The following is a 26,752-nucleotide window of genomic DNA, read 5'->3' on the forward strand; positions in this document are numbered from 1 at the left end:
TTGAAAGGCTTTGAAAATCGCGTTTGCGCTATCGCAAATCGGGCGTGTGGTCAAACAACTGGCGGTGCACGGAAAGCGCATAGGTGTCCGTCATTCCGGCAAGATAGTCCGCCACGTGCCGCGCTTTCCTGCCCGGATCGTCGTCGTCCGCGCCCTGTTGCCAGAAGTGCCCCTTCATCGCGGTAGGGTCTTGCATGAACGCGTCGAACAGATCACGCACGATCCGGGATGCCTGTTCGCGCACGACCATCACGCTTGGATGACGATAGAGGTTTTCATAGAGAAATGCCTTGATCGATCGGTCCGCCTCGGACATCGCCGCCGAGAAGACGGCAATCGGTCGTTCCCCTGCGCGCACGGCATCGACCGATTGCGGACCATCCTCCGCAAGGCGCTGTTGCGCCGTGGAAATGACGTCTTCGACCATCAGCGTGATCTGTCGACGCATGATCTCATGCGCCGTGCGCTCCGGGTCGAGTTCGGGGAATCGCTGCCTGACGGTGCCCAACATTTCGCGCAGGAACGGAACGTCTTCCAGCATCTCCAGGCTGAGTAACCCGGCCCGCAACCCGTCGTCGATATCGTGGGTGTTATAGGCGATGTCGTCGGCGATCGCAGCGGCCTGTGCCTCGAGGCTCGCAAAGGTATCCAGTTCAAGGTCCTGGAGTCGGCAGTAATCGAGGACCGGTTGCGGCACGCGCTCGTCTTTGGCGGCACGGGCGCCGATCAGCGGACCGTTGTGCTTTACAAGGCCCTCCAGCGTTTCCCATGTCAGGTTCAATCCGTCGAAGGCGCCATAGCGCCGCTCGAGCCGGGTAACGACACGCAGCGACTGTGCGTTGTGGTCGAATCCGCCGAAATCGCCGAGGCATTGATCGAGTGCTTCCTCACCGGTGTGCCCGAACGGCGTGTGGCCGAAATCGTGGACAAGCGCTACACCTTCAGCAAGGTCTTCATCCAGCTTCAAGGCCCGCGCCAGCCCCCGGGCGATCTGAGCGACCTCGATCGTGTGGGTCAGCCGCGTTCGATAGTGATCGCCTTCGTGGGCAACAAAGACCTGCGTCTTGTGTTTCAAGCGACGAAAAGCGGTGGAGTGAATGATGCGGTCGCGGTCGCGCTGAAAATCGGAGCGTGTGCGGCTCGCCTCCTCGCGGATCAGCCGCCCGCGGCCCTTCCAGGGATCGCTGGCATAGGGAGCACGTTGTGCAAGCCCGAAGCCGAGCTGCGTTTCATCCAGCATTCCGTTCACTCTCCCGTGGGCTTGCGCCATTGACCATCCCGGCGCCACTTCATACCTATGGAGCAACACTCGAATGCGACTTGCCACCTGCGATGGCAAGGCCTGGAGCATGCCATGACCCAAACCGATCAGCACAAGATCACTCTGTCCGAAGCCGCGGCAAGACGTGTCGCGGCGATTCTCGCCAAGGATGACAGCAAGTCTGCCCTTCGCGTCTCCGTCGAAGGCGGCGGTTGTTCGGGGTTCTCCTACAAGTTCGATCTCGTTGGCGACAAGGAAGACGACGACATCGTTCTGGAGCGCGATTCGGCCCGTGTTCTCATCGATCCGATATCCATCGTCTACATGGAAGGCTCGGAGATTGATTTTGTCGATGATCTGATGGGTCAGTCGTTCCAGATCAAGAACCCGAATGCCATCGCATCCTGCGGATGCGGCACAAGTTTCTCCATCTGATTGCCCTCATGAAGATTGTCACCTGGAACATCAATGGCGTGCGCGCCCGGATCGACAATCTTGTTGCCTGGCTGCGAGAGAGCGATCCGGACATCGTCTGCCTGCAGGAAATCAAGTGCCAGGACGATGGCTTTCCGCGCCAGACGCTGGAGGCTCTGGGCTACCATGTCGAGACGCATGGCCAGAAGGGCTTCAACGGTGTTGCGATCCTCTCGAAAGTTTCTCCCGACGAAGTCCACCGCGGCCTGCCGGGCAATGACGAGGACGAGCAGGCGCGGTTCATGGAAGCCGTGTTCTCGACGGCAGACGGCGCGCTTCGTGTCGCCTGCCTCTACCTGCCGAACGGCAATCCGGTCGATACGCCGAAATTCCCCTACAAGCTGGAATGGATGGAACGGCTGCGCGAGTGGACGACGGAGCGGCTTGCTCTGGAAGAACCGCTGATCCTGGCAGGCGACTTCAACGTCATTCCCGAGCCCTTTGATTGCCGTGACCCTTCCGTGTGGCTGAACGATGCGTTGTTTCAGCCCGAATCGCGCCGCGCTTACCGACTGCTGGAACATATAGGCATGACGGACGCGATCCGCGCGGTCAGCGATATGCCGGACATCTACACCTTCTGGGACTATCAGGGCGGTGCCTGGCAGAAGAACAACGGCATCCGGATCGATCATCTTCTGCTATCACCTGAAGCCGCCGATCGACTTTCGACCGCGTCCGTGGAGACGCACGTGCGCAGTTGGGAAAAGCCGTCCGATCACGTCCCCGCGGCAGTGCAGCTGGCACTTTGACCGCACTGCGGTCGTCTCATCGTCGTCGGCAGGATCGAGGCATTCTGCGCAACGTGTGCCGGCACCTTGCTTGGGGACCAGCCAACATCGGCATGCCCGCATGAATCGCGTTTGGTTCTGAAACCTTTGATCTATTCCGGTCGTAAGGCCGTAACAGATGACGAGTTGCGCCAGCAGCTTCGGGCGCGGACGTCTCCGCGACAACTGAATATGCAGATGGGGCCATGGCGTCTGATCATCATGATGCGGAAGAGGCTGAGACGACGTCGACACTCGTCTGGTTTCGAAGGGACTTGCGCGTCGCCGACAATCTTGCGCTGAGCGAAGCAATCGGCGCCGGCGGGTCGGTCACCGCGCTTTTCGTGCTCGATGATGAAGCCGGCGAGCGGCCCATGGGCGCCGCTCAGCGTGTCTGGCTGCACCACTCGCTGGAAGCGCTAGCCGGCGCTCTGAGAAAATTGGACGTCCAACTCGTCCTGAAGCGCGGAAACATGCAATGCGCTATCTCCGACGCCATTGAGGCGCTCGGCGCGCGGCATGTCTTCTGGAACCGGATTTATGAACCCTCCCTGATCAAGATCGACGACGCCATGGTGGACGATCTCGGCAAACGGGGAATCGCGGTTCGCCAGTTTGACGGCCAATTGCTGCACGAACCGGGCGCCGTCACGACGGGGAAGGATGAGCCCTATCGGGTCTATACTCCCTTCTGGCGCGCCTTGGAGCGGCTTGGCGAGCCGCGCGCGCCGCTCGATCCGCCCGAAAAGGCGAAGAGGAAAGCAAAATCGATCAAATCCGACGACCTGTCCGATTGGGCGCTGCTTCCCCGACGACCCGACTGGTCGAAATCCATCCTTGCCGAATGGAGCCCTGGCGAGGCGGGTGCGCATGAGCGTCTGGACGACTTCATCGAAGGACCGTTCGTGGACTACGACGATGCGCGGGACTTTCCCGATCGCGAAGGCACATCCCGGCTTTCACCTCACCTCGCCTTTGGCGAGATCACGCCGTACCAGATCTGGGAAGCCACCAAACGGCGGCCGAAGACCGTCGGCAACAATGCGCGCACCACCTTTCGCAAGGAGGTCGGCTGGCGAGAATTCGCCTACCATCTTCTCGTCCACAATCCGAAACTGGCGACACGCAATTTCAACAGCCGGTTCGACGACTTTCCATGGTCATCGAACAAGACCGCGTTTAACGCCTGGAAGGCAGGTCGTACGGGCTATCCGATCGTCGATGCGGGCATGCGCCAGCTTTGGCAAACCGGTTGGATGCACAATCGCGTGCGGATGGTCTGCGCGTCTTTCTTGACCAAGCATCTGCTCTTGCACTGGCGTGAAGGCGAGCGCTGGTTCTGGGATACGCTCGTTGACGCCGACCCCGCGTCGAACGCGGCGCAGTGGCAGTGGGTCGCCGGCTCCGGCGCCGACGCGGCGCCCTATTTCCGCATCTTCAATCCGGTCATCCAGGGCGAGAAGTTCGATCCGCAGGGAGACTACGTCCGTCAGTTCGTTCCGGAGTTGGAGAAGCTGGGAAACCGGTTCATCCACAAGCCGTGGGATGCGGCAGACGACATCCTGGACGCGGCCGGGATCAAGCTCGGCGAGACCTACCCGAAACCGATCGTCGACCACCAGACCGCACGCCAACGGGCACTTACCGCCTACGACAAGATCAAGGATGACGCATGACACTGCACACGCCGCCCAAGGGCCTTTCGATGGAAGCAGGGGACGTCGGGTCGGGACGACGATTGAAGGTCGCAGTCATCGGTTCCGGCATTTCCGGGGCATCGGCGGCATGGGCGCTCAATCCTGTCCACGACGTCACCCTTTTCGAGAAAGAAGCCCGCCCCGGCGGGCACACGGCAACTGTGGACGTAGATTATGACGGGGTCCGGATCCCGGTCGACACCGGGTTCATCGTCTATAACGAGGTGAATTATCCCAACCTGACGGCCCTGTTCGCACATTTGGGGGTCGCCACCCACGAGAGCAATATGAGCTTCTCGCTGTCGCTCGACCAGGGCCGGCTCGAATGGAGCGGCGACGGTCTGCGGACCCTTTTTGCGCAGAAGCGCAACATGTTCCGACCGACTTTCCTGCTGATGCTTCGCGAAATCCTGCGCTTCAACAAACTATGCCTGGTCGACCGCGCCGAGGGGCATCTCAGCAATATGTCGATCGGCGACTATCTCAACTGGCGTCGCTTCTCGCCGGGATTCACCAACAATTATCTCATCCCGATGGCCGCGGCGATCTGGTCGTCACCCACCAACCGAATGCTGGATTTTCCGGCAGAGCGTTTCGTCGCCTTCTTCGACAACCATCGCCTCGTCTACCGCAAGCAATTGCCGTGGCGCACGGTCACCGGCGGTGCGCGGACCTATCTCGATGCACTATTGGCGCCGCTCTCCGGCCGCATCCGGCTGAACTGCGCCGTGCGCTCGATCCGGCGGGCTGAGGGAAAGGTTCATATCCTCGATGCCTCGGGACATGAGAGCATTTACGACCGGGTCGTGATCGCGGCCCATTCCAATCAGGCGCTGGCCATGCTCGATGATGCGAATGAGACTGAGCAATCGATCCTCGGCGCCATCCCCTATCGACCCAATCGCGTGATCCTGCATCGTGACCCCAAACTCATGCCGAAGCGCAAGCAGGTCTGGTCATCGTGGAACTATCTGCGCTCCAGCAGGGGCGACGGCGAAGGTGATGTCGCAGTTTCGTACTGGATGAACCGGCTTCAGGGCATCGACCGGCGCCACCCCCTCTTCGTCACCCTCAATCCGGACCGGGAGCCGGAATCAGGAACGGTCTTTGGCGAGTATTCCTATGAGCATCCGCAATTCGGGACCGAGTCATGCCAGGCGCAGTTGCGGCTGCGGCAGATCCAGGGCCGGAACGGAACCTTCTTTGCCGGCGCATGGACGGGTTACGGCTTCCATGAAGACGGATTGACGTCGGGGCTGGCCGCTGCCGAAATGCTCGGCGGCGTCATCCCGTGGCGTCAGGACGGCGACGCGCAGGCTGCATTCATGGCTGCAGCCGAATAGAATAGCATCATGACCGCTCGTGCGAACCTTGGAAGATCGACGCCAGCCTCCCCTGTCGTGGCCGCTCCCGCACCCCGCGAAGCGTCGCAGCGGCAGGCAGTATCGATCTACACCGGAACGGTCATGCATGCCCGGCTGAAGCCGATGTCACATCGTTTCAACTACCGCGTCTTCAACATCCTGATCGATCTCGACCAATTGAACGAAGCGGGAAAAGGGACCTGGCTGTTTTCAGTCGACCGTATCAATTTCGTTTCCTTCCACACGCGCGACCATATCGATGGCGACACTCCGACGCTCAGGGCCTATGTCGACGGTCTCCTGGCCCGCGCCGGTCTCGCCGAACGCCCGGCCCGCGTCCTGCTCGCCTGCTACCCGCGTGTCTTCGGGCAGGTCTTCAACCCGCTCTCGGTGTATTACGCGTTCGATGCCGAAGGGAGTGTCGTCGCCTTGATCTACGAGGTGCGCAACACCTTCGGAGAACGCCACACTTACGTGTGCCCGGTCGAGCCAGGCCAGTCGAGCGATGCAGGGATTCGGCAGGAGCGCGCCAAACTGTTCCATGTGTCGCCGTTCATCGGCATGGAAATGCGCTACCATTTCCGCATGCGTCCACCCGGTGAAACCATGCACTGGCGAATCCTCGAAACCGACCGCGACGGCCCGCTGCTCTCGGCCACCTATTCCGGCCGACGCCTCGAAATGACAAGCAGGACCCTTGCCAATTGCTTGTTGCGCATACCCTTTCAGACGTGGAAGATTATCGTGGGCATTCACTTCGAGGCTCTTCGGCTGTGGTTCAAGGGTGCGCGCTACATTCCGCGCTCAGCCCCTCCCGCGAAGGTGAGCTTCGAGGACGCGGCGCCCGATATCAACGATCCGGACCGCCCGCGAGACGGCCGCGCCGGCAAGCATTGCAAGAGAACGGCATGAGGACAGATGCGATCGACTGGAATACTTCCCTCTCCAATGCAAAATCCCTGACGGCGGACAATATCGGGTCGCTGATTCAGGGCCTGCCCCGACGCGCGAAGCTGACGCTGACGGCGTTGATCAACATGACCTATGGGCGCCTGACCTTCAGGCTCCCCGACGGACGGGTGTTCCGTGTGGACGGCAAGCAGTCCGGCCCCGATGCCAGCCTCATTCTCCACAATTGGAAGCTGCCTCAGCGTGCCTTCGTCCGGGGAACCATCGGCGTGGCCGAATCCTATGTGGACGGCGACTGGGACAGTCCGGATGTTACCGGCTTCCTTCAGCTCTTCATCGTCAACATGGACCTTGGCGACAAATATGCGACCGGCGGCAAGGGTCTGTTCTATCTGCTGGAAAAGATCCGCTATTTCCTCAACATCAATACCAAAAGCCAGTCGAAGAAGAACATCTCGGCCCATTACGACCTCGGCAACGCGTTCTATTCGCAATGGCTCGACCCCACCATGACGTATTCGTCCGCGCTCTATGAGACCGGGGCGAACGATCTGCAGTCGGCACAGACGGCGAAATATCGCGCGCTCGCGGAAGCGACCGGCATCGGCCCCAATGATCACGTGTTGGAGATCGGGTGTGGCTGGGGCGGGTTCGCCGAGTTTGCCGCGACCGAGATCGGGTGCAAGGTCACTGGCCTGACGATCAGCCGCGAGCAGCTCGCCTTCGCGCGTGAGCGTATCCAGAAAGCCGGTCTTGGCGAGCGGGTCGACTTCAAGTTCCAGGATTACCGCGATGAAACCGGCGTTTACGACAGGATCGTTTCCATCGAGATGCTCGAAGCTGTCGGGGAGAAGTTCTGGCCGACCTATTTCCGCAAACTGCGTGAATGCCTGCGTCAGGGCGGGCGGGCCGGCATCCAGGCGATCACGATCGCCAATTCCGTCTTTCCCATTTACAGACGCCAGCCCGATTTCATCCAGCGATACGTCTTTCCCGGCGGAATGCTGCCGACCCATGATCATTTGAGGGAGCACGGGGAACGCGCGGGTCTCGCGATCGTCGAGCAACGGGCATTCGCGGCAGATTATGCGCGCACGCTGGCAGAATGGCGTGAACGGTTCCGCGACAAATGGCACACCATCCGCCCCCTCGGCTTCGACGAGCGCTTCAAGCGCCTTTGGGAATTCTATCTGTTCTACTGTGAAGCCGGATTCCGTGCCGAGAATATCAACGTCCGGCAGGTGGTCTACGCGTGAGGTGTTCTGCGTAGGAGGGGCATGACCTTAATCTGCTGCCGCATGGTCGGGCCGTGACGGGCCGCGCTCCCTCCGCCTCTGCCGCCTCAAGCTACGGCGACCGGCTGCCGCTGAGTGTTCTGGCGGCCTACGCGCTGCCCGGCATCCCGCTCGCGGCGCTTACGCTGCCGCTCTATGTTCTGGTGCCGACCTTCTACACCGAAACCCTTGGTCTTTCGCTGGCGACGGTCGGGTACATTCTGCTTCTCACACGGATGTTCGATGCACTGAACGACCCGCTGGTCGGTTGGTTTGCCGATCATTTTCGGCCCCGGTTCGGCCGCCGCCGCGCGCTGTTCGCGTTCAGTCTGCCGTTGACCGCGATCGCCGGGTTCATGCTCTTCTGGCCGCCGCAGGACGCTGGCGCCTTCTATCTGCTCGGTTGGGGGATGACGCTCTCACTTGGCTATACGGCCTCGCTTATCCCCCTGACAGCATGGGGCGCAGAACTTTCGACCACCTATCGCGGACGCTCGCGCCTGGCCGGATGGCGCGAGGGGTTCATTCTCACCGGCACGCTCATTGCCATTGCACTTCCCTTCTCCATCGGCTTTTCCTCCAGCGAAGGCGTACACGGACTTGCAGCCCTCGCGATCGCCATCGCGCTGACCCTTCCGCTGTTCGGTGCAATAACCGTGATCTTCGTTCCGGAACCGGTCGAACATACCCGCCAGCGCGTCGCGTTGAGAGCGGGATTGGTACACATTGCTGACAACCGCCCGTTCGTGCGGTTGATCGCGGCCTATTTCGTCAACGGGTTGGCGAACGGCATTCCGGCCACTCTTTTCCTCTATTTCGTTTCCGAGCGTCTCGCGCTGCCCGAGGCGCGAGGCCCCCTGCTCTTCATCTATTTCCTCTCCGGTATCGCCGGCGTCCCACTCGCCCTTCGCCTGGCGGACCGGATCGGAAAGCATCGTGCGTGGTGCTATGCGATGTTGACCAATTGCGCGTTTTTCGTCGCCGCCCCTCTGCTGCCGGAAGGCGCGCTATATCTATTCGGCGCGATGTGTGTCGCAACCGGGCTGTTCCTCGGATTTGACCTGTCACTTCCCGCCTCGATCCAGGCGGATGTTGTGGATGTCGATACGGCGGCGTCTGGGGAGCAACGCTCAGGCATCTATTTTGCAGCCTGGAGCCTGACCACGAAGCTGTCGCTCGCAGTGGGTGCCGGGTTGATTTTCCCTGCGCTTGCCCTTTTCGGCTTCGACCCGCAGTCTTCGTCGCAGGAGGGCAGCGCGTTGCTCGCGCTGGCGCTGCTCTATGCCTGGGTTCCGATCGCCCTGAAGCTCGTCGCCGTTGCGATCATGTGGAACTTTCCTCTCGATGAAGCCGAGCATGGACGGCTGAGATCGAGCATCGAAGCCGATCCGCAGATCAATCGAGCGGCCGATTCCGCCAGCCCGTCGCGCGGTTGATGGCCCAGAAATAGGCGGGATAAGGCAACAGCCGCAAGCACTTCAGCACGAACGTGAAACGACGCGGAAAAATGATTTCGAAGCGGTCCGATTTCAGGCCGGCTACCAGCCGCGCCACCGCGTCCTCAACCTGCATCAGGGCAGGCATTGCGAATTCATTCTTTTCCGTGGCCGGCGTGTCGACGAAGCCAGGATGAACGATCTGCAGCCGGATATTCATCTTGTCGAGGTCAAATTTGAGGCTTTCGGCGAGATTGGTCAGCGCGGCCTTGGTCGCTCCATAGGCTGCGCTGGTCGGCAAGCCGCCGAAGCCGGTGACCGACGAGACGATAGCGATCTGCCCCTTGCCATTGCGTGCCATCGAGGCGACTGCCGGCACGAGCCCATTGACGACACCATTCAGGTTCACGTCGAAGCTTTTCTGAAAATCGGTCGTGTCGAGTCCGTTCCCATGAACGGGCAGATAGACACCGGCGTTGAATACGGCCAGCGCCAATCGCGCATAGTCCCGATCGATTGTCTCCACAATGCGGTGCAGGTCGGCAGCGTCGGTGACGTCCCCAGGCATGGCAACGATCGATCCCTTGCCGAAATCCTCAGCCGCCAGCGCGGCGAGTTTGTCTTGTCCGCGCGCCGTCGCGATGACCGTGAACCCTTCGCGCGCCAACGCTTGAGCCAGACCCTTGCCGATCCCGGAGCTCGCGCCGGTCACCCATGCAACGCCGTCCTCAGGCTTGGCCACATAACCCATATTCATCTCCTGAAGAGGCCAGCTTGGCGCGGCGGGCAGCCTTGGTCAGCCGATCAGGTCACCGATCAGCTGACGGAACGAACCGGTCATTCTCAGCGGCGCATCGGTGACAGCAAACCCGATGCAAGGCCCCGCGTTCTCGGCGACCGGGCGGTGATCCACGTCATCGTCCGCAACCGAGATGTCGCCTGGGCCGTAGCGCCCGACCCCATCCGAAAAAGCGCCGCGCAGCACCAGCGTGATCTCGCATCCATGGTGGGTATGCGCGGGTATGGCGCGTCCGGGCCGGATCCAGAACATGCTGACCGTGCACCCGTCTACGTCGCCGATGTTGTATTCCTTGAAGCCAGGCATCTTTGTGCGCCATGGAATGTCATCGATCCCGTATCCGATGAAGTCGCGCAGCGCAGCTGGAAGGTCCGCTGCGTCTTCTGCCGACTTTTCGGGCGCCATTGGCAAGACAATATCGTTTGACGAGAAGATGCCTTGCAGTGCACCGTCCCGATCACCGATCGGCTCCGGCTCCACAGCTTCCAACGCCTCGCCGGCCAAGCTTTCCAGGTCCTTGACGAACCCGCGCGCTTCCGGGCGCATTTCCAGATGCGATTTCACGAGGACACGCGCCGGTGCCGGCAACGAACCGGCCACATAGCGCGCCATCAACGCGTCAATCGTGTCAATATGCTCACGAACCATGATTGCCCTATCGGTTTCGCCTGACATCTTCCCCCGCCAGGCAATTTCGATCGTTTGATCGCTTCATTCGATCCTACCGGCCTTACGACACAAGCAGCAAATCGGATCACTCGCGCTGCCCACAACATACCTTGGCACCGGATTGGTGGACGGCATTTCCCTCTCTGCGGGATCACGCCGAAAAGCATTTCTTGCAATGGGAGACTTGAGAACGCACAACCTGCCGACTACCGTAGAGACGCATCTAGAAGGCAGCATTCATGTCCTTTCTCCCCTCCGTCCTGGACGCCATCGGCAACACACCGCTCATCAAGCTCAAAAGGGCGTCGGAAGAGACCGGCTGCACCATTCTCGGAAAGGCGGAGTTCCTCAATCCTGGCCAATCGGTCAAGGACCGGGCGGCGCTCTATATCATCCGCGAAGCGGAAAAACGTGGTGCATTGCGGCCTGGCGGCATGATCGTCGAGGGCACGGCCGGCAACACGGGCATAGGCTTGGCACTCGTCGCCAAGGCGCTCGGCTACCGGACAGTCATCGTCATTCCCGAGACCCAAAGCCAGGAAAAGAAGGACGCCATCCGGCTGCTGGGCGCAGAGTTGGTCGAGGTGCCGGCCGTGCCCTACAAGAATCCCAACAACTATGTGAAATTGTCCGGCCGGCTGGCCGAACAGCTGGCAGCCAGCAGCGAAGCCGGCGCGATCTGGGCGAACCAATTCGACAATACGGCCAATCGCGATGCCCACATCGCTACCACGGCGCCAGAGATCTGGACCGATACCGACGGCAAGGTGGACGGGTTCATCTGCGCGGTGGGTTCCGGCGGAACACTGGCAGGCGTTGGCATGGCCTTGAAGGAGCGCAACCCGGACATCAAGATCGGCATCGCCGATCCTGAAGGCGCGGCACTCTTCAGCTACTATACCAGCGGTGAATTTACCTCGCCCGGTTCATCCATCACCGAAGGCATCGGCCAGGGGCGCATCACGGCAAACCTCGAAGGGTTTACACCGGACCTGGCATACCGGATCCCAGACAGTGAGGCCCTCCCCCTCATCTTCGGCCTCGTCCAGGAAGAGGGTCTGTGCCTTGGCGGCTCGAGCGGCATCAACATCGCCGGCGCCATTCGGATGGCGAAGGAGATGGGTCCGGGCCATACTATCGTGACCGTGCTTTGCGACTACGGCAATCGCTATCAGTCGAAGCTGTTCAATCCCGATTTCCTCAGATCCAAGGATCTGCCCGTTCCGCAATGGATCGACCACCAGACGCACTTCGACGTCCCGTTCGAGGCCGTTGAGTCGTGAGCCTGGAGACGCGACAGCTCTTTACGGATGATGCGTATCTGTCGACGGCCGAGGCGCGCGTCCTTGCGGTGAATGAAGCGGGCGGGATCATACTCGACCAGACATGCTTTTACGCCACGTCGGGCGGGCAACCCGGCGATACGGGCTACTTCGAGCGTGCGGATGGCAGCCGCATCGCCATCGCGGCGACCGTGACCGGTCAGACGAAGGCTGAAATCATTCATCTGCCTGCAACGGATGCACCACGGCCCGAACCCGGCGAGACGTTGGTCCTGCACGTGGATTGGGAACGTCGCTACCGCCTGATGCGCATGCACACTGCCTGCCACCTGTTGTCGGTGATCTGCCCCTACCCCATCACCGGGGCGTCGGTTTCGGAAGAGGACAGCTGGGTCGACTTCGACATGGCCGAAACGATGGATAAGGCCGACATCACCGGCCAGCTCATGGCGCTTGTCCGCGACAATCATCCGGTTTTCACCCGGTGGATCACCGAAGCTGAACTCGATGCCAACCCGGGGATCGTCAAATCGAAAAACGTGCGCCCACCGCGCGGGGCCGGCCAAATCCGGCTCGTGTGCATCGGCGAAAACGCGGCGGTCGACAGCCAGCCCTGTGGCGGCACGCATGTCTCGGAGACGCAGGAGGTGGGTGAGATACACATTGGCAAGATCGAGAAGAAGGGCAAGGAAAACCGCCGCTTTCGCATTCGCTTCGGCCCACTGCCGCAGTAAAATCATGCATCTGGCCGACGGTCGTGTCGCTAAGCAAGGAGGGTCCGGGCATGTCTGAAGTCAGTCGTTTCGTGATAGAGCCGGAGGCTCTCGGGCCCAGATTGGGCGAACCGCGGCTCAAGATCGTCGACGCTTCCTGGTATCTTCCAGCGCAGGCGCGTGACGCCAAGAGGGAATACGACGCAGCACATATTCCCGGTGCCGTCTTCTTCGACCACGACCGTGTGGTCGATCCGTCATCACCCCTGCCCCATACCGTGCCGACGGCCGAAGATTTCTCGCGCCACATGCGGGCGCTCGGCCTTTCGAATGAGGACGAGATCGTCGTCTATGACGGAATAGGCATGTTCACGGCGCCGCGCCTATGGTGGCTGTTGACGGTCATGGGTGCACGCAACGTCCGCGTCCTCAATGGCGGATTCGACGCATGGAGGGCCAATGGCCACCCGGTGACCGACCGGGCGAGCACGCCCGCCCCGGGATCGTTCGAGGCAACGTTCAACCGAGAGGCCGTCGCGACGCTTGCAGACATGCGGCGCATTCTCGACGATGGTTCTGCCCAGATTGCCGACGCGCGGTCGCATGGCCGCTTCACCGGCGAAGAACCCGAGCCCCGCGCCGGCATGCGATCGGGGCACATGCCCGGTGCTGCCAACGTGCCCGTCTTCTCATTGTCCACCGATGGCCGACTGAAAGACCTCGAAAGCCTTCGCACCACACTTCGCAAGGCCGGGCTCGATCCCGCCAAGCCCGTTGTCACGACGTGCGGCTCGGGGATCACCGCCGCCGTCATCACGCTGGCGTTGTATTCGCTCGGGCATGAGGACAACCGGCTCTATGACGGATCCTGGTCGGAGTGGGGCGCTCGCGAGGACACGCCAGTGAAGAAAGGCCACGGCATCCTCGACGAGGCTGCCTCCTCGCTGAAGGAGTAGGACGCGTGGCGCGCAAGGCGGCTGCCCCGCCGCTCCTCACCACGGTGACGTATCTCGCCATGTCGGCGCCTTCACGGGTCCATGCCGCGCTACCGATGAATGTGCAGGCGGCGCTCATGCGCGCCAAATCGATGCCGCTCCACTTCTACCGTTACCTGCAATACCGCGTCGGGCGCGACTATCACTGGGTCTATCGCCTGCGCATGGATGACGACACGCTATCCGGCGTCATTCACGATCCGGCAACCAGCATCGATGTGCTTTACCTGGACGGCGCGCCGGCTGGCTTCTTTGAATTGAAGCGGGAAAACGACACGACGGTGGATCTCGCCTATTTCGGACTGATGGCGCATGCCCAGGGGCGTGGACTCGGCAAATGGTTTCTCAGACAGGCCATCGACACGGCCTGGGCGTTTGAGCCTGAGCGCGTCACCGTCAACACCTGCACGCTCGATCATCATGCGGCGCTGCGGCTCTATCAGAAAATGGGATTCTCGCCGACCGGCCAGAGCGAGACGTTCATCCACCCCCTGACGGATCGCGACCACGTCCGCTTGGCAAAGCTTCCCTGAGAGTGAAGCGCGGCGAAGCCTGTCCGCGCCGCGCATTCGATCTCAGGCTGCCTTGAGGGCAGCCTGAGGCTCGATCATCTCGTATCCCAGCGCCTCTGCCACGGCCCGGTTCGTGATGCGTCCACGATGGACGTTGAGGCCGGCGCGCAGATGGCGATCCTCGGCAATCGCCTTCAGCCCATGATCGGCAAGCTTCAGGCCGTGATAAAGCGTCGCGTTGTTCAGGGCATGCGCCGATGTGATCGGCACGGCTCCCGGCATGTTCGCGACACAGTAGTGGATGACGCCATCAACGTCGTAGGTCGGCTCGGAATGGGTTGTCGGCTTGCTCGTCTCGAAGCAACCGCCCTGATCGATCGCCACGTCGACGATTACGGCGCCGGCCTTCATGCCGGAGAGCATTTCACGCGTCACCAGCTTGGGCGCCGCAGCACCGGGTATAAGGACCGCGCCGACAACCATATCGGAGGCGAAGGCCTCTTCTTCCAACGCCTCGATCGTCGAAAAGCGGGTGCGCACGCGCCCGGCGAAGATGTCGTCGAGCTGACGAAGCCGAGGCAGCGACCGATCGAGGATCGTTACGTCGGCGCCGAGACCGGCCGCCATCTTGGCGGCGTTCAGACCAACGACGCCGCCGCCGATGATCGAGACCTTGGCCGGCAGCACGCCGGGAACACCGCCAAGCAGAATACCGCGGCCGCCATTGGCCTTTTGCAGCGCTGTCGCGCCTGCCTGGATCGCGAGGCGCCCGGCAACCTCGGACATGGGTGCAAGAAGTGGCAGGGCACCATTGTCATCCGTCACCGTTTCATAGGCGACCGCCGTCACCCCCGCCCCGACGAGACCTTTCGTCTGCTCCGGGTCAGGAGCCAGATGGAGATAGGTATAAAGAATCTGATCCTCGCGCAGCTGAACCCATTCCGATGCCTGAGGCTCCTTTACCTTCACGATCATGTCGGACCGGGTGAAGACCTCTTCGGCCGACTGGGCGATCTTGGCGCCGGCAGCCTTGTAGGCGTTGTCGTCGGCGCCGATCCCGGCACCTGCCCTGGTCTCGACGATGACCTCATGGCCATGGGCGACATATTCGCGAACAGCGCCAGGCGTGAGGCCGACACGGTATTCGTGGTTCTTGATTTCTTTCGGGCATCCAACGCGCATTTTGATCCTCCATCAGCCAGCGGGCGGACCGCCTCCGCCATCGCACCGATTCCACCACATGGCGCTTCGAATGTCCTTGCAAATGCGTTTGCCGCAGCCACCGGACTAGGCTATTCTTGCTTAGAACTTGGCTTTTTTCGAAGAACGTGCGGCACATGGTTTTCGATGCAATCGATCGTGCTATCTTGAAGCGGCTTCAGTCTGATGGCCGCATTTCGAACGCCAACCTGGCGGAGGCCGTTGGGCTTTCGCCCTCTGCGTGCTCGCGCCGTCTGGATATTCTGGAAAAGTCGGGCGTCATCCGTGGTTACCACGCGCGCCTTTCCGACAAGGCGCTCGGCTATCGGATGACCGCCATCGTCCACATTTCCCTGTCCGGCCAATTCGCCAAAACGCTGACGGAGTTCGAGAAGGCGGTGCAGCGCTGCCCCAATGTTCTTTCATGTTATCTGATGTCGGGCGAATACGATTATGTCCTGCGTGTCGTGGTAAAGGACCTTGAGGATTACGAGCGGCTGCATCGCGACTGGCTTTCCGCCCTGCCCCACGTCGTGCGGATCAACTCATCCTTCGCGCTTCGTGACGTGATCGACCGCCCCAACACCGGTCTCGACATCAACTTGGCATGAAGTTGTGCCTTTCCCCGCGACCTTGCCAACGATAAGTTCGATCGGTGGCCGCCGGCTCGAACCAAGGATGGCGGCACCCGACCAATCAACGGAAACTGCATGCAAGACACGCCGTCGCGGCCCGATATTTCCTCGCCGATTGCGCCATTGAAGCACCCGACGTTCCGGGCGATCTGGATGGCCAGCATGGCATCCAATTTCGGCGGGTTGATCCAGACGGTCGGCGCCGCCTGGCTCATGACCCAGCTTGCGCAATCCGACGAGATGGTGGCGCTCGTACAGTCCTCGACGACCCTGCCCATCGTCCTTTTCGCCCTGTTGTCCGGCGCTGTCGCCGACAGCTTCAGCCGGCGCCATGTCATGCTTCTGGCACAGAGCTTCATGCTGGTCGTCGCTGCCCTGTTGACCCTGACGGCCTATCTCGACCTCCTGACACCGTGGTCGCTGCTCACCTTCACCTTCCTCATCGGCTGCGGGATGGCGATGAACAACCCGTCCTGGCAGGCCTCGGTCGGCGATATGGTGCCGCGCGACGACCTTCCGGCCGCCGTTACCCTGAATTCGATGGGTTTCAATCTGTCGCGCAGCGTGGGCCCGGCGATCGGCGGCGCGATCGTGGCGGCTGCCGGTGCGGCGGCGGCGTTCGCAATCAACGCGCTCAGCTATCTCGGCCTGATCTTCGTCCTCATCCGGTGGAAACCCGGTCTTCCGGAGAGCCGCCTTCCGCGCGAGGGGCTTGGCTCGGCGATGGTGGCGGGACTGCGCTATCTCATCATGTCTCCAAACATCGAAACCGTGATGCTGCGCAGCGCCATTTTCGGCCTGACCGCCAGTTCGGTGATGGCGCTTTTGCCCCTTATCGCACGGGACCTTCTTGGCGGCGGACCGACGCTCTACGGGCTGCTGCTTGGCGCTTTCGGTTTCGGAGCGGTATGCACCGCATTGTCGAATGCGCGTCTTCGTCGCCTGTTTGCCGGCGAGACCCTGGTACGCATCGCCTTCTGTGCCTTTGCCGTCTGCGCCTTCATCGCTGCAACCAGCCCTTGGCAAATCGTGACTGTCCTCGCCCTGACGCTTGGCGGGGCAGCCTGGGTCATGGCTCTGTCGTTGTTCAATACAACGGTACAGCTTTCGACCCCGCGTTGGGTCGTCGGGCGCCTGCTCGCCCTTTACCAGATGGCCACCTTCAGCGGCATGGCCCTCGGCAGTTGGATCTGGGGCATCGTCGCAGAAAGCCACGGAGCCGACGTCGCACTGCTGGTGGCAGGCGGATTGATGCTGGCAGGGGCCGCGCTCGGACTTTTGCTGCCATTGCCCGCCCCTCCAAAGCTCAAGCTCGACCCGCTCAATCGGTGGCAGGAGCCGCATCTGGCAATGGACATCAAGCCGCAAAGCGGGCCGGTGGTCATCATGGTCGAATATCAGATCGAGGACGAGATGGTCTCCGAATTCCTCAGCGCCATGGCAGCCAGGCGGCGCCTTCGGTATCGGAACGGTGCGCGACAGTGGTCACTCATGCGCGATCTGGAGGATCCCGAACTGTGGCAGGAAACTTATCATCTGCCGACATGGACCGAGTATCTGCGCTATCACCAGCGGACCACCGAGGCTGACGCAATCGTCTCGGAGAAAATCCGCTTGGTCCAAAAGAGCGGCACGGTGCCACGTATCCACCGCATGATCGAACGATCCACGGACTGGACCGCCAATGCTCGGGGCGAGATCCGCCGCATTGTCGAGATGCCCTGACGCTGCCTCCCGCTCAGGCCCGCGCCACATGCGACTCGATGAATGCAACGCGGTCGTCCACGGATCGGAGCGGCAGATCGACCAGCCGGTACCCAAGCCGCGCATAGGTCCGACGCAATTGTTCATATTCGGCAATGGCCATTTCGAACGACTTGTTGCGCTCCGGCTCATTGTCATAAAGCGCCGGCCACGGGGGTGTCATGAACACGTTGCGGTGATACGGGTATTGCCGGATCGACGTTTCAAGCTCATCTGCGCGTCCCCAGCCCGTATATTCGGCATGCGAGAGCGCGTCGACCAGACCGCGGTCGAAGAAGACGGGGCCGCTTCCGCGCGGCACCTCCCGATAGGCATTGATCGAGCGCTGCACCAGACGATCGATGAAGGCTTCCACGTCTCGCCAAGGCAGTGCCGTGCCGCCCTCGGCCAATTCTTCGCGCACGATCTGCCGCCCGGCTTCAGGCACAACCGCATAGCCACGGCGTGAAAGTGCGTCGAGAAGTGTCGACTTTCCGCCGCCGGAGCAGCCTGACAGCACGATCAGCGGGACTGCGGACACGGATCAGACGGGAGAGGTATCGTCAGGATCGGCGAAGAGACGCGGATTCTGGTCGATGATCTGCCGGGCCTTGCGAAGGCTGACAGCGACCGCTTCTTCTTGCGACATGCAAAGGTCCGCACGGATGAAGCGGCGCTTAACCGTTCGCCCGTCCACACTCCGGGAAATCGTTCCTCCCACACGCCATTGTCCGCCCTCATCAACGGGCGCTGCAACGATCGTGCAATCCTTGTAGTTTTCCGGATCAGAGGCCGCGGACGAGGAAGACGTGGCCGCCTTTTCGCCGCCCATTCCAAAGAGACGGGACAGAAATGACATGGGTTCGTACATCCTCTCGATGAGCGTTTCAGTGCGGGTGTAACACGGCCGCATGGCAGGGGAAATCGCGCACCATCGTCCATCCGCGCCTCGGGGTCGAGCTGCTTGAAAGCGGTCATCCGCGACTTTGAGGGTGAGCGACGTTGAAAAGCAGACGAACACCAAGGCGGCTTTCCGTGTCGCCGCCTACGGTCAGAGTCACATGCAGCGCCGTCTCACGCCTCTTTTGCGATGTCGGCCAGCTTTGTCATGATCACTGCCGCACCGGCGAGGCGCTTCTCGGCGGTGCCGAGCTCGCGAATGAAGACGACGCTCTGATCGGGGCGGATCTTCGCGTCATTCCCAAGCCGCGCGATGTGCTGAACCAGCCCGGCCGGATTGGGAAACTCCTTGCCACGGAACTGGACCACGACGCCTTTCGGCCCCGCGTCGAGCTTTTCGACGTTTGCGATGCGGCAGAGGGCTTTGATGTAGACGATCTTGAGGAGGTGCTCGACCTCCTTCGGCAGCGGGCCGAAGCGGTCGATGAGTTCGGCACCGAACCCGTCTATGTCGCCAAGATCGGTGATCTCTCCGAGGCGGCGATAAAGGCCCAGCCTCAAATGAAGGTCGGGCACGTAGTCCTCGGGGATCATGACCGGAGTGCCCACCGTGATCTGTGGCGACCAGCCGGTATCACGAACCTCGTCTTCTCCCTTGAGTTCGGCGACGGCCTCCTCCAGCATCTGCTGATAAAGCTCGAAGCCGACTTCCTTGATGTGTCCGGACTGTTCTTCACCAAGCAGGTTGCCGGCGCCGCGAAGGTCCAGATCGTGGCTGGCAAGCTGGAAGCCGGCACCCAATTCATCGAGCGACTGCAGCACTTTCAGGCGCCGCTCCGCCATCGGCGCAAGCATCCGGTTGACCGGCAACGTGAAGAGCGCGAAGGCACGCACCTTCGATCGACCGACCCGGCCGCGCAACTGGTAGAGCTGGGCGAGGCCGAACATGTCGGCGCGGTGGACGACGAGGGTGTTGGCGCGCGGGACGTCGAGGCCGGATTCGACGATCGTCGTCGACAACAGCACGTCGTAACGTCCGTCGTAGAAGGCGTTCATGATGTCGTCGAGTTGGCCCGGCGCCATCTGGCCGTGTGCCACCGCCACCTTCAGTTCCGGCACGTCCGATTGAAGGAACGCGGCAACGTCCTCGAGATCTGAGATCCTCGGACAAACATAGAAACTCTGGCCACCGCGATAGCGTTCACGCAGCAGCGTCTCGCGGATCGTCAGCGTATCGAAGGGAGAGATGAACGTGCGCACGGCTAGCCGGTCCACCGGCGGCGTCGTTATCAGGGACAGCTCGCGCACCCCGGTCATCGCCAGTTGCAGCGTGCGCGGGATCGGCGTGGCGGACAGCGTCAGGACGTGGACGTCCGACTTGAGCTCCTTCAGCCGCTCCTTGTGCTTCACGCCGAAATGCTGCTCCTCGTCGATGATCAGAAGCCCCAGATTGGCAAACTGGATCGACGAACCGAGCAGAGCGTGTGTCCCGATCACAATATCGCACTTGCCCGAGGCAACTTCACCCTTGGTCAGCGCCAATTCCTTGGATCCGACCAGGCGGGAGGCATGCCCGATGCGGATCGGCAGGCCGCGGAACCGCTCGGTGAACGTCTTATAGTGCTGGCGCGCCAGCAGCGTTGTCGGGACGACGAGCGCCACCTGAACGCCATTCATCGCGGCGACAAATGCCGCACGCAGGGCCACCTCGGTCTTTCCGAACCCGACGTCGCCGCAGACGAGCCGGTCCATCGGCAGGCCCTCGCCGAGATCGCCTCGAACCGCCTCGATCGCGTTCAGCTGATCATCCGTCTCGTCATAGGGGAACCGTGCGGCGAACTCGTCATAAAGACCGTCCGGCGTGGTCAGTGCCGGCGCGGTCCGCATCCTGCGCTCGGCAGCGATGCGGATGAGCCCGCCGGCCATGTCCAAAAGGCGCTTCTTCAGCTTGGCCTTGCGTGCCTGCCATGCAATGCCGCCGAGCTTGTCCAGCGCAACTTCCGTCGCGTCCGAGCCATAGCGCGAGAGGAGGTCGATGTTCTCCACCGGCAGGTAGAGCTTGTCCTCACCTGCATAATGGAGCTCGAGGCAGTCATGCGGGGCGCCCATGGCCTCGATTGTCTTCAGTCCGATGAAGCGGGCGATGCCGTGCTCGGCGTGAACGACGATTGATCCTTCGTCGAGACCTGCCACCTCGGAGATATAGTCGGCGCCGCGTTTCTTGCGCCGTGCCCGTCGGACGAGGCGGTCGCCAAGGATGTCCTGCTCGCCGACGATCACCAGATTGCCGGTCTCGAAACCCTGCTCAAGGGGCAACACTGCGGCGCCCGCCTCGCCCTTCGCGAGCTTCGCGACCTCGTCCAGCGATTCGATGCGGCGAACACGCTCGAGGCCATGTTCGTTCAGAACCTGGAGCAGGCGGTCCAGCGAGCCCTCCGACCAACCGGTGACGAGCACCTTCGCTCCATCCGCGCGCTTGCTCGCGATATGGCGGGCTGCCGTTTCGAAGATATTCTCACGATCGTCCGTCGCCTTACCGGCCTGGCGCGCTTCCTCGACCTTTCGAGCCCAACGCGGCCCCGGCTTTGCGGTCAAGGTGACGACCCGCCGCCCTCCTGTTTCCGGCTCGTCGAATGGCGTGACTCGGATACCGTGCAGCGCATCGATCCGCGCCATGACCTCATCGGATTCAAGGTAGAGCATGCGCGGCGGAACGGGTTTGTATGGCGTCCCCTGCCCGGCCCCGGACTGTTCACCGGCATGGCGGCGCGCCTCGTAATGGTCATTCACCTGCGCCGTGCGTTCCGTCGCCGCCTCGCCGACCAGATGGTCGGTGACGATCGCAAAACCGCTCAGATAGTCGAAGGCAGTATCGAGTTCGTCGTAGAAAAGCGGCAGCCAATGCTCCATGCCGGCATAGCGCCGTCCTTCGCTGATCGCCTGGTAGAGGGCATCGTCGCGGGTGGCGGCGCCGAAACTGGCCAGGTAATTCGTGCGGAAGCGGCTGATCGTTTCAGGCGTCAGGGTCACCTCGCTCATCGGATTGAGATCGAGCACCTTGCCCTGGCCGGTCGTTCGCTGGCTTGCGGGATCGAAGCTGCGTACGGTCTCCAGCGTATTGCCGAAGAAATCGAGACGCACCGGCTCCGATGAGCCGGGAACGTAAACGTCGAGGATGCCGCCGCGCACCGCGAATTCACCGACTTCCCGGACCGTCGACACCCGCTCGAAGCCATGGGCGGCCAGCCGCTCGATGATCGTTTCCATGCCGATCTGGCTGCCCGCCTTGGCAACGAACCCGGCCCCCTCCATCATGGCGACCGGAGGCGCCTTCTGGATCAGGGCGTTGACCGACACGATGACGATGGCTGGGTGCGGTGCCTTCCTGTGCTCGATCAACGCGCCGAGAGCGGCGATGCGTCTGGCGGCCGCCTCCGTGCTGGGCGAGACGCGGTCGTAGGGCAGGCAATCCCAGGCCGGCAGTTGCAGCACCGGGATTTCTGGCGCGGCGAATTTCAGCGCCTGCTCGATTTCGCTCATGCGCTGACCGTCGGAGACGACATAGGCCAGCGAGCGGCCGGCCCGCGCCATTTCCGCAAGGATCAGTGGTTCCGCTCCCGCCGGCACATGGGCGAGCGTGACCGACGCCCGATTGGCGGTCAGGATGTCGAGCGACAGACCTTCGATCATCATTCTATCCGTTGGCACCGAGAATGTCGGGGTTGAATGCGCGAATGCGGCCAAAGAGCGGCGTATCGAGATGCGGCGGCAGTTGCGCTTCACCGGTTACCCATTTCACCATTTCGCGATCGTCGATCTCCAGAAGCCTCTCGAACATGTCGAGCTCGGCTTCGTCCATCTTGGCGATCTCCCGGTCGGCGAAGCTGCCGAGAACCAGATCCATCTCGCGGATGCCCCGGTGCCACGCGCGGAAGAGCAAACGCCTGCGGCGCGGATCGAGGCCGGCGCTCGTCATTGTCGTTCCGGTCATTGAAAGCTTCCTGTTGATCGCGCTTCTATAGCCAAGGCGAAACGGCTTGTCAGCCTTGCCGGCACGATCAATTCGGCGCCAATGTGCGCACCATGCGACCACCCGAACTCGATCCACTCTTTGCGCCGGTTTCCACGCAGCCGGGAATCGGCCCGAAGCTTGCCGGCCTGATCGCCCGCGTCGCCGGTCGCGAAACGGCCGAAGAGACACGGGTCATCGACCTTCTTTTGCTCGCCCCGACCTCGATAATCGACCGGCGCCGACGGCCGGGCATTGCGCTGGCTCCACCGGGTACCATCGTCACGCTCGACGTCAGGATCGACCGGCATGAGCCGGCGCCGCGAGGCCGGTCCAACGTGCCCTATCGGGTCTTCGCACACGATGACACGGGCGAAATCGCTCTGACCTTTTTTCGGGCCAAGGCCGCCTGGCTCGACCGCCTGTTGCCGGTCGGCGAGAACGTGATCGTCAGCGGCAAGGTTGACTGGTTCAACGGGCGCGCCTCCATGGTGCATCCCGACCATATCTTGGCTCTGGCCGAGGCGGCGGCAATGCCATTGGTGGAACCTGTCTATCCGCTGACGGCGGGCCTTTCGCCAAAGGTGCTTCGGCGGGCAATCGAAGATGCACTCGGGCGACTGCCGCAGCTCAGCGATTGGCACGAGCCGACCCTCAAGGCGAGGAACACTTTCCCGGCGTTCGCCGAAGCGCTTGCAGACCTTCATGGACCGCATGTCGCCGGCGACATTGATCCGCGCGCGCCGAGCCGCCGGCGGCTGGCCTACGACGAGTTGCTGGCAGGTCAACTCTCTCTGGCGCTGGTCCGGCAAAGAGTCCGGCGCCTGCCCGGCAGCCCCGTCGTCGGGAACGGGCGGCTGGTCGGGGCGATTGTTCAGTCCCTGCCGTTCAGGCTAACGGGTGCACAGCAGGCGGCGATCGGCGATGTCGCGGCTGATCTTGCCCGTCATGAACGCATGCTGCGGCTGCTCCAGGGCGATGTCGGGTCCGGCAAGACGGCTGTTGCTCTGTTGTCGATGGCAACGGCGGTGGAGGCGGGTGGCCAGGCCGTCCTCATGGCGCCGACCGAGATACTGGCACGTCAGCACTTTGCGACAATTAGCAAGATGATCGCGTCGACGGATGTCTCTGTCGAGATCCTGACGGGACGCGCATCCAGTCGTGAACGCGCCGCCGCGCTCGGCCGCATCGCAGACGGAAGTGCGCAGATCATCATCGGAACGCACGCGCTCTTCCAGGAAAGCGTCACCTTCGCCAATCTGCTTGTGGCCGTCGTCGATGAGCAGCACCGGTTCGGCGTCCACCAGCGTCTGAGGCTGACGGCAAAAGGAACCGCGCCGCATATGCTGGTGATGACCGCAACGCCGATACCGCGAACCCTCGTGCTGGCCGCATTCGGCGACATGGACGTCTCGCGCCTTGACGAGAAGCCGGCGGGGCGACAGCCGATCAGCACTGTCAGCCTGCCCGACGAGCGCATCGACGATATCGTCACGCGCCTTGAGGCGGCCGTCGGCGAGGGCAAGAAGGCGTACTGGATCTGCCCATTGGTCGAGGAGACCGACGCCTCCGACCTGATGTCGGCCCAAGCCCGCCACAAGACGCTTTCCGCCAGGCTCGGGCCGGCGGTCGGACTTGTGCATGGGCGCATGTCGGGCCCTGAAAAGGACGCTGCCATGCAGGCGTTCAAATCGGGACAGACACAGGTTCTCGTCGCCACGACGGTAATCGAGGTTGGCGTCGACGTGCCCGATGCCACGATCATGATAATCGAACATGCCGAACGGTTCGGTCTGGCGCAGCTTCACCAGTTGCGCGGGCGTGTGGGCCGGGGGCAGGAAGCGTCCTCCTGCATTCTGCTCTACAAGGCTCCCTTGAGCGAAACCGCACGCGCGCGACTGTCCATTATGCGCGAAAGTGAAGACGGCTTTCGCATAGCGGAAGAAGACCTCAAGCTGCGCGGCGAAGGCGAACTGCTTGGAACGCGCCAGTCCGGCACGCCCGGATTTCGGCTGGCAAGCCTGGAAGCCCATGGCGATTTGCTGGAATTGGCCCGCAACGATGCCCGCTATGTCATCGAGACCGATCCGGAGTTGAAATCGGCGCGAGGGATGGCGCTGCGCACCCTGCTCTATCTGTTTCGCAGAGACGAAGCGATCCGGTTGCTGCGCGCCGGATGAGCACCGCTTCAGGCCTTCCCCGTTGTTTCCCGTGCCTGGCTGGCCTCGGCGAGCGAAGCCAGCTTCGGTTGGTAGTCGGGCGCGATAAGTCCTGCGGATATGATCATCTTGGCTGCATCTTCCACAGACATGTCGAGAGGCACGACGTCCCTGCGATCGACGAAGAGGAGATAGCCTGACGTGGGATTGGGCGTCGTCGGAACGAAGACGGCCACCGTTTCCTGACCACGCTCTTCCAACTTGTATCCCACCTCCCCTTTGCTTTCGGTGGCAATGAACACGATCGACCAGACGCCGAGTCGTGGGTACTCGATGAGGCCGGCCTGCTTGAAGGAATTGGACTGCTCTGCCAGCACCGTCTCGAAGATCTGCTTGAGAACCTTGTAGATGCTACGCACGATCGGCATGCGATCGAGAATGCTCTCGCCATATCCCACCAACGTGCGGCCGATCAGGTTTGCTGTCAGGAAACCGACCACCGTGATGAAGACGAGCGCGGTAAGCAGCCCGAAGCCTGGAACGCTGAATGGCAGATAGGAATCGGGGTTGTAGATTCGCGGAACGTAGGGCTTCACCCAGCCATCGACCCACATGATGAACGACCAGGTGAGATAGATGGTGATCGCCAGCGGGGCGCAGATGATCAGGCCCGTGAGGAAATAGTTGCGCAGCCGTAGCGTCAGCGGCATGCGAAGCTTCTTTTCTGCCATCGGGACGCGGACCGTTCAGCTCAATTGCGCGATTGCTGTGCGGTGCAACTTAGAGAATTTCGCCGCCGCGCGGAAGCACCGCAACACCATGAATTTTGCTCAAGACGCGGCGAGACGGCATCATCCGATCATGCCGAGCGCCGGAAACGTCTCGAGCAGCCAGAAGGCGAAGCGGGCCATGCCGCCGGTCAGGAACAGAACGCCTGCAAGGACAAGAAGGCCGCCCATCGCTTTTTCGACCAGGCCGAGGTGACGGCGAAACCGGACGAGGAACCGCATGAACCGGCCTGAGAAGGCAGCCGCGATCCAGAACGGGACCGCCAACCCGAGCGAATAGGCGGCGAGCAGCATCGCGCCCTCGTCGACCGTCTGCCGCGAAGCGGCAACACCGAGGATCGCACCGAGCACGGGACCGATGCATGGTGTCCAGCCGAAAGCGAAGGCCAGCCCCATCATATAAGCGCCCGTCAGCGTCGCCGGCCGCCCGCCCCCCTGAAACCGCCATTCCCGGTTGAGAGCGGCGATCCGGAACGCGCCGAGGAAATGGAGGCCCATGAGGATTATCACGGCGCCGCCAAGCTGTGACAGCAGCATCGTGTGGGTTCGAAGGGCGGCCCCGATTTGCGATGCGCCGGCGCCGAGCGCGACGAAGACGGTTGCAAAGCCGAGCGTAAAGATCAGCGCCACCGGCAAAACCGCCCGCCTTGCGCCGACGGCCGCGGCCCCATCGGACGCGCGGAAGTCCTCGACGCTCACCCCCGCCATGTAACACAGATAAGGTGGGACCAGCGGCAGCACGCAGGGCGACAGGAACGAAATCGCTCCCGCCAGAATGGCCGTGAATATGGAGATGTCGGCAATCGTCACGTCGGCCCGGCCGTTTCTTCCTGAAGTCTCGTCCTTTTAGGCATCATGAATGGCTGCGGCCAGTCACCTTTTCGCGGGCTGCGACGAAAAGCCTTCGACCCCGATGCGGACGGGCATTTTAGCAGTTGACCCGCCCCGGCCCCCTGCCTATGTTCCGCGCCAATCGCCAGCGGCCCGCAAGGCCGCGCGTGAGCCTGTAGCTCAGTTGGTAGAGCAACTGACTTTTAATCAGTAGGTCCAGGGTTCGAATCCCTGCGGGCTCACCATTTTTCCTGGGTACGACCCGGAGACATGGGTAACAGAATGTACCTAAGACATGGGTGACGACCTCGTGCCGAACGGGTTGTCGATG

24 protein-coding genes and 1 tRNA gene are annotated in these 26,752 nt (G+C 62.1%); 15 read left to right on the top strand and 10 right to left on the bottom strand.

What is annotated here, in order from left to right:
• Nucleotides 1–28: 28 nt before the first annotated feature.
• Nucleotides 29–1,240, bottom strand: coding sequence for a deoxyguanosinetriphosphate triphosphohydrolase (locus CN673_RS18045; RefSeq protein WP_099867795.1), 1,212 nt, complete (start codon nt 1,238–1,240; stop codon nt 29–31).
• Nucleotides 1,241–1,354: 114 nt separating this feature from the next.
• On the opposite strand from CN673_RS18045, the gene erpA reads away from it, so the two are divergent.
• From erpA to CN673_RS18080, 7 genes are all read left to right on the top strand, one after another.
• Nucleotides 1,355–1,696 carry an iron-sulfur cluster insertion protein ErpA gene (gene erpA / locus CN673_RS18050; protein WP_099867821.1) on the top strand — a complete coding sequence of 114 codons (342 nt, stop codon included), beginning with the start codon at nt 1,355–1,357 and terminating at the stop codon, nt 1,694–1,696.
• A gap of 8 nt (nt 1,697–1,704) precedes the next feature.
• A complete protein-coding gene (gene xth / locus CN673_RS18055; protein WP_099867822.1) occupies nt 1,705–2,487 on the top strand; it encodes an exodeoxyribonuclease III in 783 nt (260 codons plus the stop codon).
• 224 nt (nt 2,488–2,711) lie between these two features.
• Nucleotides 2,712–4,181: a cryptochrome/photolyase family protein gene (locus CN673_RS18060; protein ID WP_099867796.1), complete on the top strand. Its 1,470-nt coding sequence runs from the start codon at nt 2,712–2,714 to the stop codon at nt 4,179–4,181.
• A gap of 29 nt (nt 4,182–4,210) precedes the next feature.
• Complete coding sequence (locus tag CN673_RS18065; RefSeq protein ID WP_099867823.1) at nt 4,211–5,545, top strand: NAD(P)/FAD-dependent oxidoreductase; 1,335 nt, start codon at nt 4,211–4,213, stop codon at nt 5,543–5,545.
• Nucleotides 5,546–5,554: 9 nt separating this feature from the next.
• Nucleotides 5,555–6,478, top strand: a complete 924-nt coding sequence (locus tag CN673_RS18070; RefSeq protein WP_099867797.1) for a DUF1365 domain-containing protein — start codon at nt 5,555–5,557, stop codon at nt 6,476–6,478.
• Entirely contained in the window at nt 6,475–7,731 is a 1,257-nt protein-coding gene (locus CN673_RS18075; RefSeq protein WP_099867798.1) for an SAM-dependent methyltransferase, read from the top strand. Before CN673_RS18070 ends, CN673_RS18075 begins: the two co-directional genes overlap by 4 nt.
• Nucleotides 7,732–7,784: 53 nt before the next feature.
• Complete coding sequence (locus CN673_RS18080; protein WP_198586050.1) at nt 7,785–9,185, top strand: MFS transporter; 1,401 nt, start codon at nt 7,785–7,787, stop codon at nt 9,183–9,185.
• Here the strand turns inward: CN673_RS18080 and CN673_RS18085 are convergent.
• On the bottom strand, nt 9,145–9,936 hold the full coding sequence (locus tag CN673_RS18085; RefSeq protein ID WP_245409982.1) for an SDR family NAD(P)-dependent oxidoreductase: 792 nt from the start codon (nt 9,934–9,936) through the stop codon (nt 9,145–9,147). The two genes, CN673_RS18080 and CN673_RS18085, sit on opposite strands and share 41 nt — an antisense overlap.
• A 45-nt stretch (nt 9,937–9,981) precedes the next feature.
• A complete protein-coding gene (locus tag CN673_RS18090; protein WP_099867825.1) occupies nt 9,982–10,632 on the bottom strand; it encodes a ChrR family anti-sigma-E factor in 651 nt (216 codons plus the stop codon).
• A 260-nt stretch (nt 10,633–10,892) separates the two neighbouring features.
• Between CN673_RS18090 and CN673_RS18095 the strand changes: the two genes are divergently transcribed.
• The 4 genes from CN673_RS18095 to CN673_RS18110 are packed head-to-tail and all read left to right on the top strand — an operon-like array spanning nt 10,893 to nt 14,177.
• Nucleotides 10,893–11,936 carry a cysteine synthase A gene (locus tag CN673_RS18095; RefSeq protein ID WP_099867800.1) on the top strand — a complete coding sequence of 348 codons (1,044 nt, stop codon included), beginning with the start codon at nt 10,893–10,895 and terminating at the stop codon, nt 11,934–11,936.
• Nucleotides 11,937–11,938: 2 nt separating this feature from the next.
• Nucleotides 11,939–12,670: an alanyl-tRNA editing protein gene (locus CN673_RS18100; protein WP_099867826.1), complete on the top strand. Its 732-nt coding sequence runs from the start codon at nt 11,939–11,941 to the stop codon at nt 12,668–12,670.
• 50 nt (nt 12,671–12,720) lie between these two features.
• Complete coding sequence (gene sseA / locus CN673_RS18105) at nt 12,721–13,605, top strand: 3-mercaptopyruvate sulfurtransferase (RefSeq protein ID WP_099867828.1); 885 nt, start codon at nt 12,721–12,723, stop codon at nt 13,603–13,605.
• Between the two features lie 59 nt (nt 13,606–13,664).
• Entirely contained in the window at nt 13,665–14,177 is a 513-nt protein-coding gene (locus CN673_RS18110; protein WP_099867827.1) for a GNAT family N-acetyltransferase, read from the top strand.
• 42 nt (nt 14,178–14,219) lie between these two features.
• Here CN673_RS18110 and ald read toward each other — a convergent pair whose 3' ends face one another.
• Nucleotides 14,220–15,338: an alanine dehydrogenase gene (gene ald / locus CN673_RS18115; protein ID WP_099867801.1), complete on the bottom strand. Its 1,119-nt coding sequence runs from the start codon at nt 15,336–15,338 to the stop codon at nt 14,220–14,222.
• Nucleotides 15,339–15,493: 155 nt separating this feature from the next.
• Between ald and CN673_RS18120 the strand changes: the two genes are divergently transcribed.
• Nucleotides 15,494–15,967: an Lrp/AsnC family transcriptional regulator gene (locus tag CN673_RS18120; protein WP_099867802.1), complete on the top strand. Its 474-nt coding sequence runs from the start codon at nt 15,494–15,496 to the stop codon at nt 15,965–15,967.
• A 99-nt stretch (nt 15,968–16,066) separates the two neighbouring features.
• The gene (locus CN673_RS18125) at nt 16,067–17,716 is read left to right on the top strand and encodes an MFS transporter (protein WP_099867803.1); all 1,650 of its coding nucleotides are present in this window, start codon (nt 16,067–16,069) and stop codon (nt 17,714–17,716) included.
• Between the two features lie 13 nt (nt 17,717–17,729).
• Here the strand turns inward: CN673_RS18125 and CN673_RS18130 are convergent, their stop codons facing one another.
• From CN673_RS18130 to CN673_RS18145, 4 genes are all read right to left on the bottom strand, one after another.
• Nucleotides 17,730–18,275: an AAA family ATPase gene (locus CN673_RS18130; protein ID WP_245409984.1), complete on the bottom strand. Its 546-nt coding sequence runs from the start codon at nt 18,273–18,275 to the stop codon at nt 17,730–17,732.
• Between the two features lie 3 nt (nt 18,276–18,278).
• Nucleotides 18,279–18,593 carry an HlyU family transcriptional regulator gene (locus tag CN673_RS18135; RefSeq protein WP_099867830.1) on the bottom strand — a complete coding sequence of 105 codons (315 nt, stop codon included), beginning with the start codon at nt 18,591–18,593 and terminating at the stop codon, nt 18,279–18,281.
• A gap of 215 nt (nt 18,594–18,808) precedes the next feature.
• Complete coding sequence (gene mfd, locus CN673_RS18140; RefSeq protein ID WP_099867831.1) at nt 18,809–22,324, bottom strand: transcription-repair coupling factor; 3,516 nt, start codon at nt 22,322–22,324, stop codon at nt 18,809–18,811.
• A 4-nt stretch (nt 22,325–22,328) separates the two neighbouring features.
• The gene (locus CN673_RS18145) at nt 22,329–22,625 is read right to left on the bottom strand and encodes an FAD assembly factor SdhE (RefSeq protein ID WP_099867804.1); all 297 of its coding nucleotides are present in this window, start codon (nt 22,623–22,625) and stop codon (nt 22,329–22,331) included.
• A gap of 92 nt (nt 22,626–22,717) precedes the next feature.
• On the opposite strand from CN673_RS18145, the gene recG reads away from it, so the two are divergent.
• Complete coding sequence (gene recG / locus CN673_RS18150) at nt 22,718–24,823, top strand: ATP-dependent DNA helicase RecG (RefSeq protein ID WP_099867805.1); 2,106 nt, start codon at nt 22,718–22,720, stop codon at nt 24,821–24,823.
• An 8-nt stretch (nt 24,824–24,831) separates the two neighbouring features.
• Here recG and CN673_RS18155 read toward each other — a convergent pair whose 3' ends face one another.
• Together CN673_RS18155 and CN673_RS18160 are read right to left on the bottom strand one after the other, a co-directional pair.
• Nucleotides 24,832–25,533, bottom strand: a complete 702-nt coding sequence (locus CN673_RS18155; protein ID WP_099867806.1) for a DUF502 domain-containing protein — start codon at nt 25,531–25,533, stop codon at nt 24,832–24,834.
• Between the two features lie 120 nt (nt 25,534–25,653).
• A complete protein-coding gene (locus tag CN673_RS18160) occupies nt 25,654–26,400 on the bottom strand; it encodes a cytochrome c biogenesis CcdA family protein (RefSeq protein ID WP_099867807.1) in 747 nt (248 codons plus the stop codon).
• Between the two features lie 190 nt (nt 26,401–26,590).
• Here CN673_RS18160 and CN673_RS18165 point away from each other — a divergent pair.
• A tRNA-Lys gene (locus CN673_RS18165) sits at nt 26,591–26,666 on the top strand.
• Nucleotides 26,667–26,752: the final 86 nt, after the last annotated feature.

This window comes from Neopararhizobium haloflavum (assembly GCF_002750855.1).
Classification (GTDB): domain Bacteria; phylum Pseudomonadota; class Alphaproteobacteria; order Rhizobiales; family Rhizobiaceae; genus Georhizobium; species Georhizobium haloflavum.

Bases quoted from the DNA above. Each gene is read 5' to 3' on its own strand.
- CN673_RS18070 (WP_099867797.1), top strand. From the start codon at position 5,555: ATGACCGCTCGTGCGAACCTTGGAAGATCGACGCCAGCCTCCCCTGTC.
- sseA (WP_099867828.1), top strand. From the start codon at position 12,721: ATGTCTGAAGTCAGTCGTTTCGTGATAGAGCCGGAGGCTCTCGGGCCC.
- CN673_RS18145 (WP_099867804.1), bottom strand. From the start codon at position 22,625: ATGACCGGAACGACAATGACGAGCGCCGGCCTCGATCCGCGCCGCAGG.
- CN673_RS18075 (WP_099867798.1), top strand. From the start codon at position 6,475: ATGAGGACAGATGCGATCGACTGGAATACTTCCCTCTCCAATGCAAAA.
- mfd (WP_099867831.1), bottom strand. From the start codon at position 22,324: ATGATCGAAGGTCTGTCGCTCGACATCCTGACCGCCAATCGGGCGTCG.
- ald (WP_099867801.1), bottom strand. From the start codon at position 15,338: ATGCGCGTTGGATGCCCGAAAGAAATCAAGAACCACGAATACCGTGTC.
- CN673_RS18095 (WP_099867800.1), top strand. From the start codon at position 10,893: ATGTCCTTTCTCCCCTCCGTCCTGGACGCCATCGGCAACACACCGCTC.
- CN673_RS18065 (WP_099867823.1), top strand. From the start codon at position 4,211: ATGGAAGCAGGGGACGTCGGGTCGGGACGACGATTGAAGGTCGCAGTC.
- CN673_RS18090 (WP_099867825.1), bottom strand. From the start codon at position 10,632: ATGGTTCGTGAGCATATTGACACGATTGACGCGTTGATGGCGCGCTAT.
- CN673_RS18085 (WP_245409982.1), bottom strand. From the start codon at position 9,936: ATGGGTTATGTGGCCAAGCCTGAGGACGGCGTTGCATGGGTGACCGGC.
- CN673_RS18155 (WP_099867806.1), bottom strand. From the start codon at position 25,533: ATGGCAGAAAAGAAGCTTCGCATGCCGCTGACGCTACGGCTGCGCAAC.
- CN673_RS18120 (WP_099867802.1), top strand. From the start codon at position 15,494: ATGGTTTTCGATGCAATCGATCGTGCTATCTTGAAGCGGCTTCAGTCT.
- CN673_RS18110 (WP_099867827.1), top strand. From the start codon at position 13,665: ATGTCGGCGCCTTCACGGGTCCATGCCGCGCTACCGATGAATGTGCAG.
- CN673_RS18060 (WP_099867796.1), top strand. From the start codon at position 2,712: ATGGCGTCTGATCATCATGATGCGGAAGAGGCTGAGACGACGTCGACA.
- CN673_RS18125 (WP_099867803.1), top strand. From the start codon at position 16,067: ATGCAAGACACGCCGTCGCGGCCCGATATTTCCTCGCCGATTGCGCCA.
- recG (WP_099867805.1), top strand. From the start codon at position 22,718: ATGCGACCACCCGAACTCGATCCACTCTTTGCGCCGGTTTCCACGCAG.
- CN673_RS18045 (WP_099867795.1), bottom strand. From the start codon at position 1,240: ATGCTGGATGAAACGCAGCTCGGCTTCGGGCTTGCACAACGTGCTCCC.
- xth (WP_099867822.1), top strand. From the start codon at position 1,705: ATGAAGATTGTCACCTGGAACATCAATGGCGTGCGCGCCCGGATCGAC.
- CN673_RS18135 (WP_099867830.1), bottom strand. From the start codon at position 18,593: ATGTCATTTCTGTCCCGTCTCTTTGGAATGGGCGGCGAAAAGGCGGCC.
- erpA (WP_099867821.1), top strand. From the start codon at position 1,355: ATGACCCAAACCGATCAGCACAAGATCACTCTGTCCGAAGCCGCGGCA.